This window comes from Pseudoalteromonas sp. T1lg10 (assembly GCF_002964545.1).
GTDB lineage: Bacteria > Pseudomonadota > Gammaproteobacteria > Enterobacterales > Alteromonadaceae > Pseudoalteromonas.
Genome location: NZ_PQBV01000037.1, coordinates 228200 through 247307 on the forward strand (window position 1 = coordinate 228200; position 19108 = coordinate 247307).

Sequence of the window (19108 nt, forward strand, 5' to 3'; positions counted from 1 at the left end):
CACTGTCTACGCTTTAAGTAACCGAGTTGCATCTTTGCCTTTCATCTTAGCTTCGGGTTCCTTGGAGGTCGCTATGACAATATTTGAGCATTATCAATCTCGCTTTGAAGCATCCCAAGAAGAAGAATATAGCGTTAGCGAGTTTTTAGAGTTGTGCAAACAAGACAAAACGGCCTACGCCACGGCCGCTGAAAGACTACTGACGGCCATAGGCGAGCCGCAGATGATAGATACCTCGCAAGACTCGATACTCAGTCGCCTATTTTCCAACAGGGTGATCGCCCGCTACCCGGCATTCAGTGAGTTTTATGGTATGGAAGATGCCATAGAGCAAATAGTGTCTTACCTTAAACACGCTGCGCAAGGCCTTGAAGAGTATAAACAAGTTCTGTACTTACTTGGCCCAGTTGGTGGCGGTAAGTCATCCATCGCCGAAAAATTGAAATACCTGATGCAACAGGTGCCGATTTATTGTTTAAAAGGCTCGCCGGTTAATGACCATCCATTAAGCCTTTTTAACGCCATGGAAGATGGCGACCTGTTAGAGAACGAATACGGCATCAAAAAACGTTACTTGCGCACTATAATGTCGCCTTGGGCGGCGAAACGCTTAAAAGAATACAATGGCGACATCAGCCAGTTTAGGGTGGTTAAGCGCTACCCCTCTATTTTAAATCAAATCGCCATCGCCAAAACCGAACCCGGCGATGAGAACAACCAGGATATCTCGGCCCTAGTTGGTAAGGTCGATATTCGTAAACTAGAGCATTTTGCCCAAAATGATCCCGATGCCTACGCCTATTCCGGCGCTTTATGCCTGGCCAACCAAGGCTTGATGGAGTTTGTGGAAATGTTTAAGGCGCCAATCAAGGTGCTGCACCCACTGCTTACTGCAACCCAAGAAGGCAACTATAACGGCACCGAAGGCATTTCGGCCCTGCCCTTTAGCGGTATTATTCTCGCTCACTCCAATGAGTCAGAATGGCAAACCTTTAAAAACAACAAAAACAACGAGGCTTTCCTCGACAGGGTTTATATCGTTAAAGTGCCCTATTGCCTGCGCGTTACCGAAGAAGTAAAAATTTACGATAAGCTATTACAAAACAGTGAGCTATCGACGCTCCATGCGCCCCAGGCACACTCGAGACTTTAGCCAAGTTCTCAGTTTTATCCCGCCTTAAAGAGCCGGAAAACTCCAGTATTTATTCAAAAATGCGGGTTTATAACGGCGAAAGCCTCAAAGATACGGATCCCAAGGCCAAATCCTATCAGGAATATCGCGACTACGCTGGCGTCGATGAGGGGATGACCGGGCTGTCGACACGTTTCTCCTTTAAGATACTGTCCCGGGTTTTTAACTTTGATCACAGCGAAGTGGCGGCCAACCCGGTGCATCTGTTTTATGTGCTTGAGCAACAAATCGAGCGTGAACAATACAGTGCCGAGGTACAAGAGCGTTACTTATCGCACCTTAAGGGCTACCTGATCCCGCAATACGTTGAATTTATCGGTAAAGAGCTGCAAACCGCTTATTTAGAGTCCTACTCCGAATATGGTCAGAATATTTTCGACCGCTATGTGACCTATGCAGACTTTTGGATTCAGGATCAGGAGTACCGCGACCCGGATACGGGGCAGCTATTTGACCGTGCCGCTCTGAACGCCGAGTTGGAAAAAATTGAAAAACCTGCGGGCATCTCTAATCCTAAGGACTTCCGCAACGAAATCGTCAACTTTGTCCTGCGGGCACGGGCGCACAACAATGGCAAAAACCCCTTGTGGACCAGCTACGAGAAGCTTCGCACCGTGATAGAGAAGAAGATGTTCTCAAATACCGAGGATTTGTTGCCGGTTATCTCCTTCAATGCCAAAACCTCGGCGGAAGATCAGAAGAAGCACGAAGACTTTGTTAATCGCATGGTAGCTAAGGGCTACACCCAGAAACAAGTAAGGCTGTTATCTGAGTGGTACTTGCGCGTACGCAAATCACAATAACGCCTTTGAAGTAAGTTGAGGGGAATTTTATGGCGCACTTTATCGATAGGCGCCTGAACGGCAAGAATAAAAGTACGCTTAATCGTCAACGCTTTATTCGACGCTATAAAAAGCAAATTAAGGAAGCCGTTTCAGACGCCATAAACAAACGCAGTGTCACCGATGTGTCCAGCGGCGAGAGCATATCCATACCCGCAAAGGACATCAAAGAGCCGGTGTTTCATCAGGGCAAGGGCGGCTTTCGCGAGCAGGTGCACCCGGGCAATGATCAGTTCAATACCGGCGACAGGATCAAGCGCCCTCCCGCAGGGCAAAGCGGTGGCGCCGGTGAAGGCGAAGCCAGCGACCAAGGAGAAGGCACGGATGACTTTGTGTTCTCCATCTCCAAGGACGAATATCTAGACCTCCTTTTTGAAGATCTAGAGCTGCCTAACTTACAGGAAAACAGCCTCGACAAGCTGGTGCAGATGCGCACCCACAGGGCCGGTTTTTGTAGCGATGGGGTGCCAAGCAATATAGATATCATCCGCTCATTGCAAAGCTCCTTAGCGCGCCGAGTGGCCATGACAGCAGGGAAAAAGCGTGAGTTGGCCGAACTCAAACAAGAACTTATGCACCTAGAGCAACAACCTGTGCCGGAGCAAACTCGTATCAATCAATTGCTGGTGCAAATAGAAGAGCTGGAGCGCCAAATTTCGGCCGTGCCCTTTATCGATAATTATGATCTGCGCTTTCGCAACTATGAAAAACGCCCCCACCCCACCTCCAAGGCGGTGATGTTTTGCTTGATGGATGTGTCCGGATCCATGGATCAGGCCACCAAGGATATGGCAAAGCGCTTTTATATTCTGCTCTACTTATTCCTGACCCGCACCTATAAAGACATTGAGGTAGTGTATATACGCCACCATACCCAGGCCAAGGAGGTCGATGAGCAGGAGTTTTTCTATTCTCAAGAAACTGGCGGCACCATAGTTTCCAGCGCCCTAAAGCTGATGCACCAGATCATTGCCGCCCGCTATTCCTCCAGCGAGTGGAATATCTACGCCGCCCAAGCGTCCGATGGCGATAACTGGGCCGATGATTCCCCTCAATGCGCTGAGGTGCTGAGCAACAAGATTTTACCCATGGTGCGCTACTACGCCTATGTGGAGATCACCAATCGCGCCCATCAAAGCCTATGGCGCGAGTATGAACAATTAGCGGCGCACTTCGGGAACTTTGCCATTAAGCACATTACCTCGGTGGAAGACATTTACCCTATCTTCCGCGAACTCTTTAAAAAAAGTGCAAGCACTACGGCGCAACGCGCCTAGCATAAGGGGTGACTATGACCAAGCCTTTAAGTGACGGCCCAGATTGGACTTTTGATTTACTGGAAGAATATCGGCAGGAGATCAAACGGGTCGCCGAGCACTATAAGCTCGACACTTACCCCAATCAGATTGAAGTGATCACCGCCGAGCAGATGATGGACGCCTACTCCAGCGTCGGCATGCCCATAGGCTACAACCACTGGTCGTTCGGTAAGAAATTTATTCAAACAGAGCAAAACTACCGCCGTGGCCAAATGGGCTTGGCCTATGAAATCGTTATTAACTCCAACCCCTGTATTGCCTACCTGATGGAAGAAAACACCATGGCCATGCAGGCCTTAGTGATGGCCCATGCCTGTTATGGCCACAATTCCTTTTTTAAGGGGAATTATCTGTTTAAAACCTGGACCGACGCCGGCTCCATTATCGATTACCTGCTGTTCGCCAAAAACTACATCGCCGAGTGCGAGCAAAAATATGGCATAGATGAGGTAGAAGATATTCTCGACTCCTGCCATGCACTGATGAATTATGGCGTCGACCGCTATAAGCGACCGCAGCAAATATCCCTGTATGAGGAGCAAAAGCGCCAGCAGGAGCGCGCCGATTACTTGCAATCTCAGGTCAATGAGCTGTGGCGTACCATTCCCACCAGTGAGCAACAAAAAAGTAAAAAGCGCCCGCGTTTTCCTTCAGAGCCGCAGGAAAATATTCTCTATTTTGTCGAAAAAAATGCGCCTCTCCTGGAACCCTGGCAGCGTGAGATAGTGCGTATAGTGCGTAAAATATCCCAGTACTTCTACCCGCAAAAGCAAACCCAGGTTATGAATGAAGGCTGGGCCACCTTCTGGCACTACACCCTGCTTAATCACCTCTATGACGAGGGCAAACTCACCGATGGTTTTATGTTCGAGGTGCTGCAAAGCCACACCAATGTAATTTATCAGCCACCCTACAACAGCAATTATTACTCCGGCATCAACCCCTACGCCTTGGGTTTTAATATGATGGTGGATATTCGCCGTATTTGTGAAAATCCGGACGATGAGGACCGTCAGTGGTTCCCCGAGTATGCGGGCAGTAATTGGTTGGAAACCCTGCATTTTGCGATGCAGAATTTTAAAGATGAGAGCTTTATCAGCCAGTTTTTATCACCGCGGCTCATTCGTGAATTCAAACTTTTTTCCATTGTCGATGACAGCCAGCAACCGCATTTAGAAGTCGCAGCGATCCATGATGAAAACGGCTACCAGAAAATTCGCCAGGCTCTGTCAGCACAATACAACCTCAGCAATCATGAGCCCAATATTCAGGTCTATAACATTGATATTCGTGGCGATAGGTCGCTAACCCTGCGCTATATCCCTCATCTTGGTATTCCATTGGCCGAATCCAAGGATGAGGTGCTTAAACACCTGCACAGGTTATGGGGCTTCCCCGTACGCCTTGAGCAGGAAAACGCTGACGGTAGCATAGTCAAGTTAGGCACTTGTCCCAACTCAGAGTTGGAACTCGAGCACTAAGTCGAGAATAAACGAAGAAATAAAACGTCTAGATTGTCGGTCTGTAATAGAGTCAGACATTCTCAGTCATGGGTTGCGAGCATAAGTTGTACTTCTCAGCCTGTGGGCAAAAGCGGGCGAGTTACCGCTGCGCGACACTGATGTTTTCATCACTTAGAATACCTGACACCAGGGCCTGAGAATGGTATGAAATAATAATTACCGCTTATTTTACAAAAGCTAACCACAAATAGTGGTATTAACATTACTCAATTTAAATATAGACTGGCTCTATCAAAACAATTTACAGCATACAGATTAAAATTAAGGCAAGAATATGATAAATAAAGTATTGCTCAGCGCCCTCGTGCTGGCTTCCAGTGTCAGCTACGGCGCCTTCGCAGAACAAAGCACCACCATCAACACCCTGGATGCCAATAAGGTTACAGCCAAAGGCAAGCCCGTGGTACTGCTCGGAAATGGTGTAGCCGTTGGTCAAAAGGCGCCTGATTTTCGTGTTGTCGATAGTGCATTCCAGGCCAAAGGCCTGAGTGATTATCAACAACAGGCAGTGCTGCTAAGCGTAGTGCCGAGCCTGGACACTGGGGTGTGCAGCATTCAAACCAAACATTTTAACGAGCAGGTGGCAGCCAATTACCCGCAGGTAGCCATGCTCACCATCAGCACCGATCTGCCCTTTGCGCAAAAACGCTATTGTGCCGCAGAAGGCATAGACAAGCTGGAAACCTTATCCGATGCTGTGTGGCGCGATTTTGCCGAACATTATGGGCTGCTTATTAAAGACATGGGCATTTTAAGCCGAGCCGTATTTGTCCTCGATAAAGAGCACAGGGTGGTTTACAAGGAATTGGTCAGTGAACTCTCACAAGAGCCGGACTATAAAAAAGCCATCGCCGCTCTAGATTCACTTTAATATCCGCGGTAAAAATCAGACATTAAAAAAGCGCCCGAGGGCGCTTTTTTAATTACCAGTTCTGCAACTGCGAATAGGCAAGCTCGACCAGGAGTTCGATATGCTCGGCATCATCATTCAGTGCTGGGATATAACCCAAATGCTCACCGCCCGCTTCGGTGAAAATCTCGGCATTTTCTACCGATATTTCCTCCAGGGTTTCCAAACAATCGGCGGCAAAGGCCGGGCACACCACCTGCAGCTTTTTCACCCCAGCTTGACCCAGTTCGGTTAAGGTTTTATCCGTATAGGGCTGTAACCACTCCTCTTTGCCAAAGCGCGACTGAAAGGTCATCAGCCATTGCTCATCGCTGAGCCCCAACTTCTGTGCGCAGCGCTCGGCGGTAAACTTGCAGTGCTCGTAATAAGGGTCGCCCTTATTCACGCAGCGCTTAGGGATACCATGAAAGGAGAAAATCAGCTTTTCTGCGTCACCATGAACTTGGCGGTATTTGGCAATAGACCCGGCCAAGGCATGAATATAGCTGTCGCGCTCATAATAATGCTTTAAGAAACGGATCTCGGGGATATTACGCACCTTAGCAAGATGACGATTCAGCTTATCGAATACCGCGGCAGTGGTGGTTGCCGAATACTGAGGATATAAAGGCAAGACAGCTATCTTGTCGATGCCGCGAGCCTGCATATCAGCAATTCTGCGTTGAATGCTGGGCTGACCATAGGTCATGGCATAGTCCACATGAATAGACTGGCCACTTTGGCTTTGAATGGCTTGCTTGAGGGCCTTTGCCTGACGCTCGGTAATGACCCGCAGCGGCGAGCCTTCACTTTGCCAGATAGAGGCATAGGCCTTGGCCACCTTAGCTGAACGTGTGGGCAAAATAATGCCATTGAGGATGATGGACCACAGCAAAGGCGGGATCTCCACCACTCGGGTGTCCGAAAGAAACTCTTTAAGGTAAGCACGCACCGCCGCGGCCGTCGGCGCCTCCGGAGTTCCCAAATTGACCAACAACACACCATAACGACTGGCTGGCTGCGTCAAAGCTAAAGACATAAACTCATTTCCTTTCGTTGCAAGGGTCTGTTGACCTTTGTTGTTTGTTTCTGTAGCTGTTTGTAACGTATTTATACAAGGCGGCACATGTGTGGTGTAGTTATTCTACATAAACATGTGCCAACACGGGAGAAATAGGCTTCAAGCGCTGCCCTAGGGGTTCTTCTAAACGCCCTCTGCTCTTTGTTGCTCGTTACTGACATAGAATAACTATGCTGCATAACGAGCGTCGCGATCAGAATGCGTTTAGATTGAACATAAAGTAAACCGCAAAGATAAACAGACCCTAGGATACTGATTATACCGATAAAAGCAGCGCTAGGATCAAAAAACCGCCTGACGGCGGTTTTTGTTTTTTCGGCGCTTAACCTAGTAATTCAGCTAGTTGCTGACTTACGGTTTCAACCGCCTGAGTACCATTTAGCTTGTGGTACTGAGTGTTGCCCGCTTCGGCTTCACCTTGGTAGTAATCAACCAGAGGCTTGGTTTGATCGTGGTAAATAGCCAGACGCTTACGTACCGTTTCTTCGGTATCGTCATCACGGATGATTAGGTCTTCACCGGTCACGTCGTCTTTACCTTCCACCTTAGGCGGGTTGTAAACTACGTGGTAAACACGGCCAGAGCCGGGGTGTACGCGACGACCGCCCATGCGCTCAACGATCACTTCGTCGGCAACATCAAACTCGATAACATGATCAACGGCAATGCCGTTTTCTTTCATGGCATCGGCTTGTGGAATAGTGCGCGGGAAACCGTCAAGTAGGAAGCCGTTTTCACAGTCGGCTTTAGCTACACGCTCTTTAACCAGACCAATGATAATATCGTCAGACACAAGTTGGCCCGCATCCATCACTTTCTTCGCTTCTAAACCAAGCGGCGTGCCTTCTTTAATAGCAGCACGTAGCATGTCACCGGTAGAAATCTGTGGAATGCCGTACTTGTCCATTAAAAACTGAGCTTGCGTGCCTTTACCAGCACCGGGTGCGCCTAATAAGATAATGCGCATAATCATATCCTCGTGTCTGCGTTATTGGGGTCATAAAATAAACTCAAATTTTTTCACAAGGACGAGTGTTACTCAAGGATAAAAAGGTAAAACTTTCGTCCAACATGGTTAACAGCCGATTTAGTGACCAGCCGGGCATAAAAAAGCCCGGTTATTTCCGGGCTCTTATGTTCGTTGTTAAACGATTTACTTATGCATCGCGCTCAGCTTTCAAGCGAGCTAGGCGACCAACCTGATGAGTCGAGGTTAAGAAAGAGTAGATAGGCGCCAGGTAACCGCGCTTACGTAGCTCAAGGAAGTCCTCATCGCTAAGCTCTTGCAACTTCTTCTCATCGATCAGGTGGATACCCGTGATGTCTTTTTTCTCGCCCTTGATATCAACGGTTAGCGTTTGGGCTACCAGTAGTTCTTTATCGGCAAGGTACTGAGTGAAGGCATCGGTTACACCGCTGAACTCGATAAAAGAAACCAAAGCTTCTTTACGACGCTTAAGGTATTCCGTCTCTTCACCGTTTTCGAATAGGGCATTGCCTTCTTCTTCGCCAACTAGCGGGCTGGCTTCATCGATAACCACACCGTATTGCTCTTGCTCTGGGTGCTTAACCAGACCTAGTGGGTAACGAGTTACCGCTAGCGGGGCAAAAGCTGCCTGCCATTGGTCGTCTTTGATAAACAGGTTTTCGCCCGGCTCAAGACCGAATAAGGCAACCGCCTGGAATTTGCCAGACTCATTGTTTTTTACAAATGCCAGTGGGAATTCATTGGCGATACGACCAAACTCGTGCGCCACTACCGGCACTAAATGCTGAGTTTTTAAAAATTCGATGTTAAGGCCAGGTTTAATTTTTGTGTTGGCATGCTTTTCGTTATGCAAAGGCTGTACTTGTTGTTCCGCCATGATACTGCTCCATACTATTTACGTATTTATTACTTGTTGTGGCCTAAGGCTATCGGTTTTGTTGACAAAAAGAAAGTGAAAATACATTAAAGTTTGATGTACCCTTTTCCCCCTATTTTGGCGGTTCGGTAATGCCCTAGCCCTTGGTTAGACTTGTTTAAAACGCCGCAAATTAAGGGCATAAAAAAAGCCAGTGCGCAAACACTGGCTTTTTGCTGTAGCGCACAGCTTAATTATACCAATTCACTTAAATAGCTAATCATTCTAGCGGGCTAAATATCATGCTCACGGCGTTGGAATTTTTCTATGTAGAATAACTACATAAGAAAAAATTCCGCCTTGTTATCACATCATTTATCCAGCGCTATATCTGCTCATATACTTAACAGAATTGGTATTAGAATCGGAACTGTAAACCAAGCTTATAGCGAGCTTCGCCTTCGAAGAACCACGCCGGGTAGCCGTCTTTCAGCTCAGGTACTACCTGAGCATCGCCTTCGGCTACACCGATTTGTACACTGTCTTCTTCGGTCAGGTTCACGGCTTCAAAGGTCACATCCAGGCTGTCGGTCACCGAGTACTTGGCGCTTAAATCCAAAGTACCATAGTCCTGGTGCTCACGGTTGCCATAGAAACCAGGCAACTCACGGATCATGTACTCAGAGCGCCAGTTATAGGCAAGGCGCACGTTAAAGTCGTCTGTCTCATAGTAACCAACCAAATTAACCGTGTGATCCGATGAATCGGTAAACACGGATACACGATCCGGGAAGTTTTCCGCCGGTGCCGATGAATCTACTAAGGTGTAGTTCACCTGGTAACCGAAGCCATTGTCAAAGCCGTCTTGCAATTGCAGCTCAAGACCTTGAATTTCACCGCCGCTACCTGTGCCCATGGTGGCTATGGTCCAGTTATCTACGCCCGAATCGTTATCAACAATACCTATGCCTTGGTTAAGCACTTGATCGGTTTTAGTAAAGCTAGAGATATCCTTGATAAAGTAAGTGGCGCTGAACATGGCGTCGTTATCGAAATAGTACTCGATACCAAAGTCCGCCTGAGTGGCCTTGAATGGCTCAAGACCGATATTACCTTTTTTCAGCACTTCATTACCCGAGGTACCGTCGTTGTAACCGGCCAAAGTGGAAGCTGAGAACATATCCGCGTAGTTAGCGCGTGACATAACCTGGGCCGCCGACACGCGTAAGATCACGTCATCGCTAAGGTCAAAGGCAATGTTCACACTCGGCAAGACTTCATCATAGTCCGCCTTGTCGGTGCTCAGAGTATCCGCATAATTGCCCATGGCATCGAGATCATAGTAGTCAGACTCGGCATCCGTAGACACATAACGCACACCGATATTACCGCGCATCCCTTCGGCTTCAAAGTCGGCCATCAGGTAAAGTGCCAGGTTTTCTTCCTTTATGGTGCCGTAACCAGAGCGATAAACGTCAGAGGTATTATCAAAGCTGGCAATTGCCGCGTAACCGTCGGTGATCATGGCATCCAGGTTTGGCTCTGGCAGGGTAAAACCTGCGCCCGATGAAACCGTGCCTGAGTAATAGTGATCGGCGCTCTTAGCGGCGATATTATCAATCAGGTTTGCCGAATAGGTCAGCTGCTTAACCTCATGATCAGCCCAGCGCACACCTGTTTTAATAGCGGTAATGGCACCAAAATCTACTGGGAAGGTGAAATCCACCTGGGCATAGGTTTCTTCGTCCGAGTTGGGTTGTTTCTTCAGTGACCAACCTGCCGGCGACAGCTCACCGTTAAAGTCGCTGGCATCAAACTCTTTATTGGCGATATCTATCTTGATCACATCCCCGGTAGCATCATAGGTGCCCGCGAAATCTGCCGGAGTGCCCAACCAGAAACCATAGTTTGAAGTCAGATCGGTACCACCGTCCGACTGGGTATTACCGATACGGCCGGTTACTTCGAAGTTGTCGGCCACATATTTAAAGTCAAAATCAACCGTGTCCGAAGTCATTGAACCTGCACGGGCCCAGGTTTGCGCCCAGCCCGGGTTGGTATCATCGGCACTACGACGATAGAAAGTACAGGTACCCGAAGCATTGGTTTGCTCACAGGCCGCTGCTTTGTCATCCGGGAATACGGCGAACAGCGAAGTGTTGGCGTTGTTTGCTTCAAGTTCCAGGCTCATGACATTTAAGCCTAATTCAAGGGCATCGCTTGGACGATACTGGAAAGCGGCATTGATTGCGGTGCGCTCACGCTCTTGCTGGAAGGTAGTAGGAACTATCTCACCCCAGCCAACTAGAGATTCGATACCGTTACGCTGATAGCTGGTTTCCGAATAGGCTGCGGCTACTAGGAAGCCAAAGTCTTCGTTGTCGTTTTTCCACGAATAAAGACCCGATACATCCGGATCCGTCTCTTCGGAAATAGTGCCATAGTCCGCCTTGATGCCACCGAAAATGGTGTTGGCATCTAAGTCCAGCGGCTTGCGTGTTTTCACGTTCACCGTGCCGCCGATGCCGCCTTCTACTGTATCTGCTTGTGAAGACTTACTTACTTCAATGCCGCCAACTAGCTCAGGTGGTAACAAGGTGTAGTTAAAGCTGCGGTCGATTGACTGCTGATCATACCAACCTGTTGATGCCACCGAGTGACCATTAAGTAAGGTGCGAGTCAGCTGCGCCGACGCACCGCGAATAGACACCTGTTGACCCTGGCCAAACTGGCGGTTTACCGAGATACCGGAAATACGACCCAGGGCTTCACCCACATCGCTATCTGGAAATTTACCAATATCTTCTGCGGATACGGCATCGACAACCGAATTGGCGAAACGCTTGGTGTTCATGGCCGCCGCAAGCGAGCGACGAATACCGCGAACTTCAATTACTTCAACATCTTCTTTTACTTGCGTTTGTGTATCGGCCGCCACGGCCACGCCAGAAAAACCGGCGCCGAGCGCGAGAGTAACGTTCACTGCTAATAAGCTTTTCTTAAAATTTTTAGCTAACACAGGATTCCCCTTTAATTATTCTTGAATCATTTTATTGATTATCAAATCACTTCTGCCCAGTGATGATGACAACGCTGTCATCTAGTAACAAACCTTACACTCAAAATTACAAATTCGCTACATTTTTTGTCTTTTTAGTTTAAAAAAAGCACTAATTAAACTGTAACAAACTGATTTTATTTGATTTAACTATGAGCCATTAGGGGTTTGTTGGATTGAATCGCGGCGAATATAACACAAATACTAGAGCAAGAGTAAAGTACGCGATAAGTGAAAGTTAATACGCGGTTGCAAGAGCTGATCACAAAAGGATATCGAAATGAAATAGGTAAACCTATGGCCATAAAAAACGCAGCCTAAGCTGCGTTTTCTGTATTTTAAAGGCCAAGCCTTATGGGGAATTATTTACGGAGCCCAGTATACTTCCAGTTCGATGTCTGGATGCTGTAACACAGCGCGCAAAGGCATCGCCTGCACATCACCACCTGCTTTGGCTTCTTTGTAGACAGCCAGTTTTTCCTCGCCGCTGATCAACAACTTAACCACTCGCGATTGGGCAATAGCATGAAGGGTAAGAGTCATACGCTCGGTGATAGCACCGGTCACTTCGCTTTCGATGGCATTAATCGCACACACTAATTGCTGTGAAGATAAGCCTGTTTCTAAACCTTCGGCGTGAGGAAATAAAGATGCGGTATGGCCATCCGGACCCATGCCCAAGATGGTGACATCGAACGGACGCTGGATCTGTGCATACATTTGCTCACACTGCTCAACCCCGGCCTCGGCGGTTTCAGCGCTATTTTTCATAGTGATAAAGTTGGCGCTTGCCGCCTTATCCTGCAACAAGGTGCTGATAATAAAGCTTTCGTTGCTCTTATCATGGTCGGTATCAACCCAACGCTCGTCAACCATGGCCACATCAACCTTGTCCCAGGCAATATCCAGGCCCGACAGATATTTATAGGCAGGTGCCGGTGAAGAGCCACCGGATACCATTAAAGAAGCACGTTGACGCTCAGTTAAAGCGCTGGTTAAACGCTCCGCCAGTGAAGCTGCCAGGGCCTGTGTCATTTGCTCTTTTGAATCAAAAAAATGCTCTGTAATGGTCGCCATTATGCACCCTCTCCTGTGTTGAACCAACGGTGATTAGTTTCGGCCAGCAGTTCATCGGCATCGACGGGGCCCCAAGTACCGGCACGGTATAAAGCCGGCGCGCCTTTTTCCTGCCAGCGCTCAATAATAGGGTCGATCCACTGCCAGGCTTGGCGTACTTCGTCACGGTGAATAAACAGAGCCGGATTATTGGCCGCAGCATCGAGCATCAAGCGCTTATAGGCATCGGAGTGGAAACCTGAGCCATAAGACTCGGATAATTCAATGTTCAAGGTCACCGGCTCAAGTTGCATCTCAAGATTGTCCAAACGCTTTGACATCAGGGTTAATTGAATGCTCTCTTCCGGCTGTAAACGGATCACCAAACGGTTAGGCTGAATGGGGCCAACACTCTCATCATAAACATTATGAGAAACTGGCTTATACTCAACCACGATTTCGGCACAACGTTTTTTCATGCGTTTACCGGTGCGCAGATAGAATGGCACACCCGCCCAACGCCAGTTATCAATATGCGCCCTAATGGCGACAAAGGTTTCGGTATTGCTTGGGCCGTCCGCGAGCTCTTCAAGATAGCCCGGGACTATTTTGCCGCCAAGATCGCCGGGCACATACTGGCCACGAACGATATTGTCATCGACCTGCTCGGCCACCAGCGGACGCAGCGCCTCAAGCACTTTTAATTTTTCGGTGCGAATGGAGTTGGCATTGAGCTTATGCGGTGACTCCATGGCCACTAGGCACAGCAACTGCAACAAGTGGTTTTGTATCATATCGCGCAGCGCCCCGGCCTTGTCATAGAAGCCAGCGCGGCTCTCCAGACCTACTGTCTCGGAAATGCTGATTTGAATATTATCTATGGTCTTGGCATCCCACAGGTTCTCAAATACCGAGTTAGAGAAACGCAGCGCCATCAGGTTTTGCACCGTTTCTTTCCCCAGGTAATGGTCGATACGGAAAACTTGCTCTTCGCTAAAGTATTGCGCGATTTTCCCATTGATCTGCTCGGCAGACTCACCACAATAGCCGATTGGTTTTTCCACGACCACACGCGAGGTGTCGGTGATAAGACCCTTGGTGGATAAAATTTCACAGCAGGTACCGTAAACGGCTGGCGGCAGAGAAAGATAGAAAACACGCGATTTATCTTCATCATGCTCATTCAGAATGCTGTTCAACTCATCCCAATGCTCATCGGCCTCGGTTACATTGATCAGCACGGGTACCAGGTAGTTGGCAAAAGCCTGCCAGTCTTTGTTATTGTATTCGCCCTGGCTCAGGTGCTCTTTTAAAGCTGTGTGAGCTGTTTCAATGTATTCGTCACGCTGTTCTACGCTGCGTACGCTAGGTAAGATCCGCGTTCCTTGTGGCAGGTTCCCTTCCTGATAAGCGCGATACATGGCCGGTAGCAGCTTGCGCAAAGCAAGGTCGCCACCACCACCAAAGATTATGATATCAAAAGGATTTAGCATGATTTACTCTCTACCTGTTTACTGTGTGTTCCGACAAGCCAGCAATGCCGAGCCTGTATAGGGCATATTCGTTGTTCTTATTGGGAATTATAACAAGCCCACGGCCTGTGACCCTGATGTTGGTGCGCACCCAAGGGTGCGTCTAGCCATTAACGCCAGACGAATTCTTAGCGGCGAAAAAGGCAAAGCTCCGATCCTAGACAACTAGCGACCGGAGCTTGAGAATAAATGAGCTTTAGGGTCACTGTAATTCCTCTCACAAAAATACAGGCCCCAAAGACTCCAGCGCTACCCGTTCAAAGGTATTCTGTAAGCCGTCCCATCATGGGATAAGCGCTACTCGGCTTTGCTGACGATGCAGCTAAATCTGTTATCGGCGTTTATTCAGATAATACGCCATCAGTCCCTGAGTTGAGCTATCGTGCTCCCCAACACTCTGCGCCCGCAGTTCCGACTCGATATTCTTTGCCAGTCCCTTGCCAAGTTCGACGCCCCATTGATCGAAGGAGCAAATCTGTAAGATGATCCCCTGCACAAAAATCTTATGCTCATACAAGGCGATTAAGCGCCCCAGCGCTCGCGCATCCAACTTATCTAAAATAATAGAGGTTGTTGGCCGATTTCCCGGATGCAGCTTATGAGGGATCAACTCTTCTATTTGTTGCTCACTGACACCCTTTTGCAGCAAATCGGCACGCACCTGCTCGGCGTCAACCCCGTTCATCATGGCCTCGCTTTGAGCGAAGAAGTTCGACATCAAAACATGGTGATGGCCATCAACCTCGGTCTGCGGCTCGACCGACGCAATAAAGTCCGCCGGCACTATAGTCGTGCCTTGGTGTAGATACTGGTAAAAGGCATGCTGACCATTAATGCCCGTCATCCCCCAGATAAGCGGCACCGTGGTATAAGGCACAGGTTCACCGGCAAAATTTACCGCCTTACCATTACTTTCCATTTCCCCTTGCTGCAAGTAGGCAGGCAACATATGCAGGGCTTGATCGTAAGGCAAAATAGCCTGGGCTCTATGATCTAAAAAGCTGGTATTCCAAACGCTCAACAAGCCCATAAGCACCGGGATATTGGCGTTTAACGGGGCCTCGCGGAAATGCTCATCGATTTCAAAGGCGCCGGCCAGCAATTCACTAAAGGCGTTAAAGCCAAGATACAGGGCTATAGGCAAACCTATCGCACTCCACATCGAAAAGCGACCACCAACCCAGTCCCACATAGTGAATACGTTTTCATCGGCAATGCCAAAGGCTGCAGTTTTTTGCAAATTGGTGCTCACGGCAACAAAATGCTTGGCCACAGCGCCATCATTTTTGGCCGCCTCTTTTAACCAGCGTACCGCGGTGGCGGCGTTGGTCATGGTCTCCGAGGTGGTAAAGGTTTTCGACGACACCACAAACAAGGTAGTTTCTGGGTTGAGTTGCTTTAATACCTGAGCTATCTGCACCCCATCAACATTGGAAACATAATGTATGTTGAGGGTATCATCGGCATAGCTTGCCAATGCTTCTGTCGCCATTTGCGGGCCAAGATTAGAACCGCCCACACCAATACTGACTACATCACGAATGGCTTTATCGCTATAACCGCGCCATTGACCACTGCGCACCTTGTCAACAAAAGCGGCTACTTTCGCCAGTTCCTTGTGTACCTGTTCAACAACATTGACGCCATCAAGATTAATAGCCTGAGTGCCTGGGTTACGCAGTGCCGTATGCAAGACCGCGCGTTGCTCGGTAAAATTGATCCTGTAACCGGCAAACATCTTGTCGCGCCACTGAGCCAGGTCGCATTGCTCCGCCAGCTCAACCAGGGTGTCGCGTACCTGTACATCTATCAGTTGTTTGGAATAATCAAACAGCACTCCGGGAATAGCCAATGACAACTTATCGAAGCGGCTTGCGTCCGCGGCAAACAGGTGTTTTAAGTGGGTGTTTTTTAACCCTTGGGCCTGCTTTTGAAGCGTTTGCCAGCTCGTTAATTGTGAACGACTTGCTACCATTGTTAATTCCTTACCTTTCCAACTAGATTAATAGACTCGCGACCGTTGCGCGCGAATTCACTCACTATCACCACATTTTTCTTTATTTTTGTGAAAGTACGAGGACAAACCCACTAATCTTGCGTTTAAAATTGCCATTTTCGGTAAACGTTAAGTTAAAATGACAACGCTGTCAAATTGCTTATTTGAAATTTTATGGGCGGATCATAGCGCATATTTTCGTCCTTGACACCGGTATCATTAGGAAAAATTAAAATTATTCCTGCTAATTATTTATAACTTTAGATACACTCAATGAAAACTTGACCTACAGTCATTTTTCTTTGGAAACAGCGAGTGGGAACTGGCAAAACTAGGAAGCGAATAGACCTAAGCTTTACTCGATTCTCTGCTGTGTACAGTACCATCTAGGTCACTAATTAGAGACGCTAATTAGATAACAAATACGGGCACCGCCAAGCGCTGCCAAAATAATAAGAAACGCTCATGAAAGTAACCATAAATGACGTTGCGAAACTGGCCGGGGTGTCAATGAAAACGGTTTCGCGGGTAATCAATAACGAGCCTTCGGTGCGCAAAAAAACCCATGACCAGGTCATGGCCGCGGTAAAAGAACTCAATTACCAGCCCAACCTGGCCGCCCGCAACCTGGCCGGTACTTCCTCCTACGCCATAGGTTTAGTTTACGATAACCCCAACGCCTACTATGTAATCGACATGCAAAACGGTGTTTTGTCGCGCTGCCGCCAGGAAGGCTATGAGCTGGTGATCCATCCCTGCAGCTACGCCGACAGCGATATGAGAACCGAACTGAAAACCATGATCCGCCGCTCCCGTATTGCCGGACTGGTGCTCACCCCGCCTTTGTCTGAACAACAAGACCTTATCGATGAACTCGATGAAATGAATATGCATTATGTGCGCATTCTCTCAGGTCGTGGTGATAACAAGGACAACAGCGCTTGTATTTATGTTAACGACTATGCGGCGGCCTACGAGATCACCTCTCACCTGTTGCAGCTTGGCCATAAGAACATCGCCTTTATTTGCGGTGATCAGGGACACAAGTCCACCACCGAGCGTTTGGCCGGCTATCAACGAGCTCTGGCAGACCATCAGATTCAGGCCAGCGAAGCCCTGCTCTACCGCGGCGACTATTCTTTTGAATCTGGCGTAAAGGGTGCCAAGGAGCTGCTCAAAAACGACAATGCCCTTGGCATCACAGCCGTGATGGGCGGTAACGATGAAATCGCCGCTGGCGCCTTGTTTGCCGCGCGCCTGATGAATATTGCCATCCCTGACGAACTGGCTATCACCGGCTTTGAGGACTCACCCTTTTCCAAACAAACCTGGCCCAAGTTGACCACGGCTCATCAGAATAATGACGAGATCTCCCAGCATGCGGCACGACTCTTGTTCAGTAAAACCCGAGGCGCACGCAATCAGGATAAAGACATCACTCGTATCTTCACCCCAAGCCTGGTGATCCGCGGCAGCTCCGACGCCAAAACCGCCTAAGCACGAACATGGCGGTCTCGGCCGCCACTCTCTCGCGATTGACCATCCTCGCCTATTGACCATCGCAATGGTTGTGAAATGGCCGAGAAATAAGGATAATAGTTCGGTTCTTTTCAGCTTCTTGGGTGCCTATGACGGAATATCTCTTACTGCTTGTCAGTACCGTGTTGGTCAACAATTTCGTATTAGTACAATTTTTGGGTCTCTGCCCCTTTATGGGCGTGTCCAGCAAACTGGATACCGCCGTCGGCATGTCACTGGCCACCACCTTTGTACTGACCCTGGCGTCCGTCACTAGTTACCTGGTAAATCAATATATTCTGCTGCCTCTTGAGCTGACCTTTTTGCGAACCATGAGCTTTATCTTGGTGATCGCCGTGGTGGTGCAATTTACCGAAATGGTGGTGCAGAAAACCTCACCCACACTATACCGCTTACTGGGTATCTTCTTGCCGCTCATCACCACCAACTGTGCGGTGCTAGGTGTCGCCTTGTTAAATATCAAAGAGCAGCATAGTTTTGTCGAGTCGGCCGTTTACGGCTTCGGTGCCGCGGTGGGCTTCTCCTTGGTCTTGGTGCTGTTTGCGGCAATGCGCGAGCGCTTAGCCGGTGCCGATGTACCTGTGCCCTTTAAAGGCGCGGCCATTGCCATGGTCACCGCCGGGTTAATGTCTATGGCCTTTATGGGCTTTAGCGGATTAGTTAAGTTTTAATGATGATTTTATTTTACGCCCTCTGTGCCCTGGGTATCCTAGCGTTAATCTTCGGCGTCATCCTAGGTTTTGCCGCGGTGCGTTTTCGCGTTGAAAGCGACCCCATAGTCGAGCAAATCGATGCCATTTTGCCACAGACCCAGTGTGGTCAGTGTGGTTATCCAGGCTGTCGTCCCTATGCCGAAGCCATCGCCAATGGCGATGATGTCAACAAGTGCCCGCCCGGTGGTGAAGCCACGGTTAAAAAATTAGCCGACCTTATGGGCGTTGAAGCGACCCCGCTCGCAGGTGGCGAACAGGCCGAGCCGGAGAAGAAAGTGGCCTATATTCGCGAAGACGAATGTATCGGCTGCACCAAATGTATTCAGGCTTGCCCGGTCGACGCCATAGTTGGTGCCACGCGACAAATGCACACGGTACTGATTGATGAATGTACCGGCTGTGACTTATGTGTCGACCCCTGCCCGGTGGATTGCATCGACATGGTGCCGGTAGCGCAAACCAAACAGACGTGGAAATGGCAGTTGCAAGCCATCCCCGTGACACAAATTGATTAAGAGGTGCAG

13 protein-coding genes and 1 pseudogene are annotated in these 19108 nt (G+C 48.8%); 7 read left to right on the plus strand and 7 right to left on the minus strand.

Going from position 1 to position 19108, the window contains the following annotated elements:
* The first annotated feature begins 73 nt into the window (after nt 1–73).
* The 4 genes and pseudogenes from C2M17_RS09760 (at nt 74) to tpx (ending at nt 5747) form a co-directional block, all read left to right on the plus strand.
* Nucleotides 74–1995, plus strand: a pseudogene (locus C2M17_RS09760) (PrkA family serine protein kinase).
* 29 nt (nt 1996–2024) lie between these two features.
* Complete coding sequence (locus tag C2M17_RS09765; RefSeq protein ID WP_105200605.1) at nt 2025–3311, plus strand: YeaH/YhbH family protein; 1287 nt, start codon at nt 2025–2027, stop codon at nt 3309–3311.
* Between the two features lie 14 nt (nt 3312–3325).
* Nucleotides 3326–4834 (plus strand): SpoVR family protein, encoded by a 1509-nt coding sequence (locus tag C2M17_RS09770; RefSeq protein ID WP_105200606.1) that lies wholly within the window; start codon nt 3326–3328, stop codon nt 4832–4834.
* A gap of 316 nt (nt 4835–5150) precedes the next feature.
* A complete protein-coding gene (gene tpx / locus C2M17_RS09775) occupies nt 5151–5747 on the plus strand; it encodes a thiol peroxidase (RefSeq protein WP_105200607.1) in 597 nt (198 codons plus the stop codon).
* A gap of 52 nt (nt 5748–5799) precedes the next feature.
* Here the strand turns inward: tpx and hemH are convergent, their stop codons facing one another.
* The 7 genes from hemH to pgi all read right to left on the minus strand — a co-directional run bounded on the left by hemH (nt 5800) and on the right by pgi (nt 16311).
* Complete coding sequence (hemH, locus tag C2M17_RS09780) at nt 5800–6804, minus strand: ferrochelatase (protein WP_105200608.1); 1005 nt, start codon at nt 6802–6804, stop codon at nt 5800–5802.
* Between the two features lie 364 nt (nt 6805–7168).
* Entirely contained in the window at nt 7169–7813 is a 645-nt protein-coding gene (gene adk / locus C2M17_RS09785) for an adenylate kinase (protein ID WP_105200609.1), read from the minus strand.
* A 190-nt stretch (nt 7814–8003) separates the two neighbouring features.
* A complete protein-coding gene (locus tag C2M17_RS09790; protein WP_105200610.1) occupies nt 8004–8711 on the minus strand; it encodes a SapC family protein in 708 nt (235 codons plus the stop codon).
* Nucleotides 8712–9108: 397 nt separating this feature from the next.
* The gene (locus C2M17_RS09795) at nt 9109–11709 is read right to left on the minus strand and encodes a TonB-dependent receptor (RefSeq protein ID WP_105200611.1); all 2601 of its coding nucleotides are present in this window, start codon (nt 11707–11709) and stop codon (nt 9109–9111) included.
* A gap of 405 nt (nt 11710–12114) precedes the next feature.
* Nucleotides 12115–12825: a 6-phosphogluconolactonase gene (gene pgl / locus C2M17_RS09800; RefSeq protein WP_105200612.1), complete on the minus strand. Its 711-nt coding sequence runs from the start codon at nt 12823–12825 to the stop codon at nt 12115–12117.
* Nucleotides 12825–14297, minus strand: a complete 1473-nt coding sequence (gene zwf, locus C2M17_RS09805; protein ID WP_105200613.1) for a glucose-6-phosphate dehydrogenase — start codon at nt 14295–14297, stop codon at nt 12825–12827. The genes pgl and zwf overlap by 1 nt, the downstream gene beginning before the upstream one ends.
* Nucleotides 14298–14667: 370 nt before the next feature.
* Complete coding sequence (pgi, locus tag C2M17_RS09810; protein WP_105200614.1) at nt 14668–16311, minus strand: glucose-6-phosphate isomerase; 1644 nt, start codon at nt 16309–16311, stop codon at nt 14668–14670.
* 486 nt (nt 16312–16797) lie between these two features.
* Between pgi and C2M17_RS09815 the strand changes: the two genes are divergently transcribed.
* From C2M17_RS09815 to rsxB, 3 genes are all read left to right on the plus strand, one after another.
* Complete coding sequence (locus tag C2M17_RS09815; protein ID WP_105200615.1) at nt 16798–17829, plus strand: LacI family DNA-binding transcriptional regulator; 1032 nt, start codon at nt 16798–16800, stop codon at nt 17827–17829.
* A 131-nt stretch (nt 17830–17960) separates the two neighbouring features.
* Entirely contained in the window at nt 17961–18542 is a 582-nt protein-coding gene (rsxA, locus tag C2M17_RS09820) for an electron transport complex subunit RsxA (RefSeq protein ID WP_105190380.1), read from the plus strand.
* A 2-nt stretch (nt 18543–18544) separates the two neighbouring features.
* Nucleotides 18545–19099, plus strand: a complete 555-nt coding sequence (gene rsxB / locus C2M17_RS09825) for an electron transport complex subunit RsxB (RefSeq protein ID WP_105200851.1) — start codon at nt 18545–18547, stop codon at nt 19097–19099.
* Nucleotides 19100–19108: the final 9 nt, after the last annotated feature.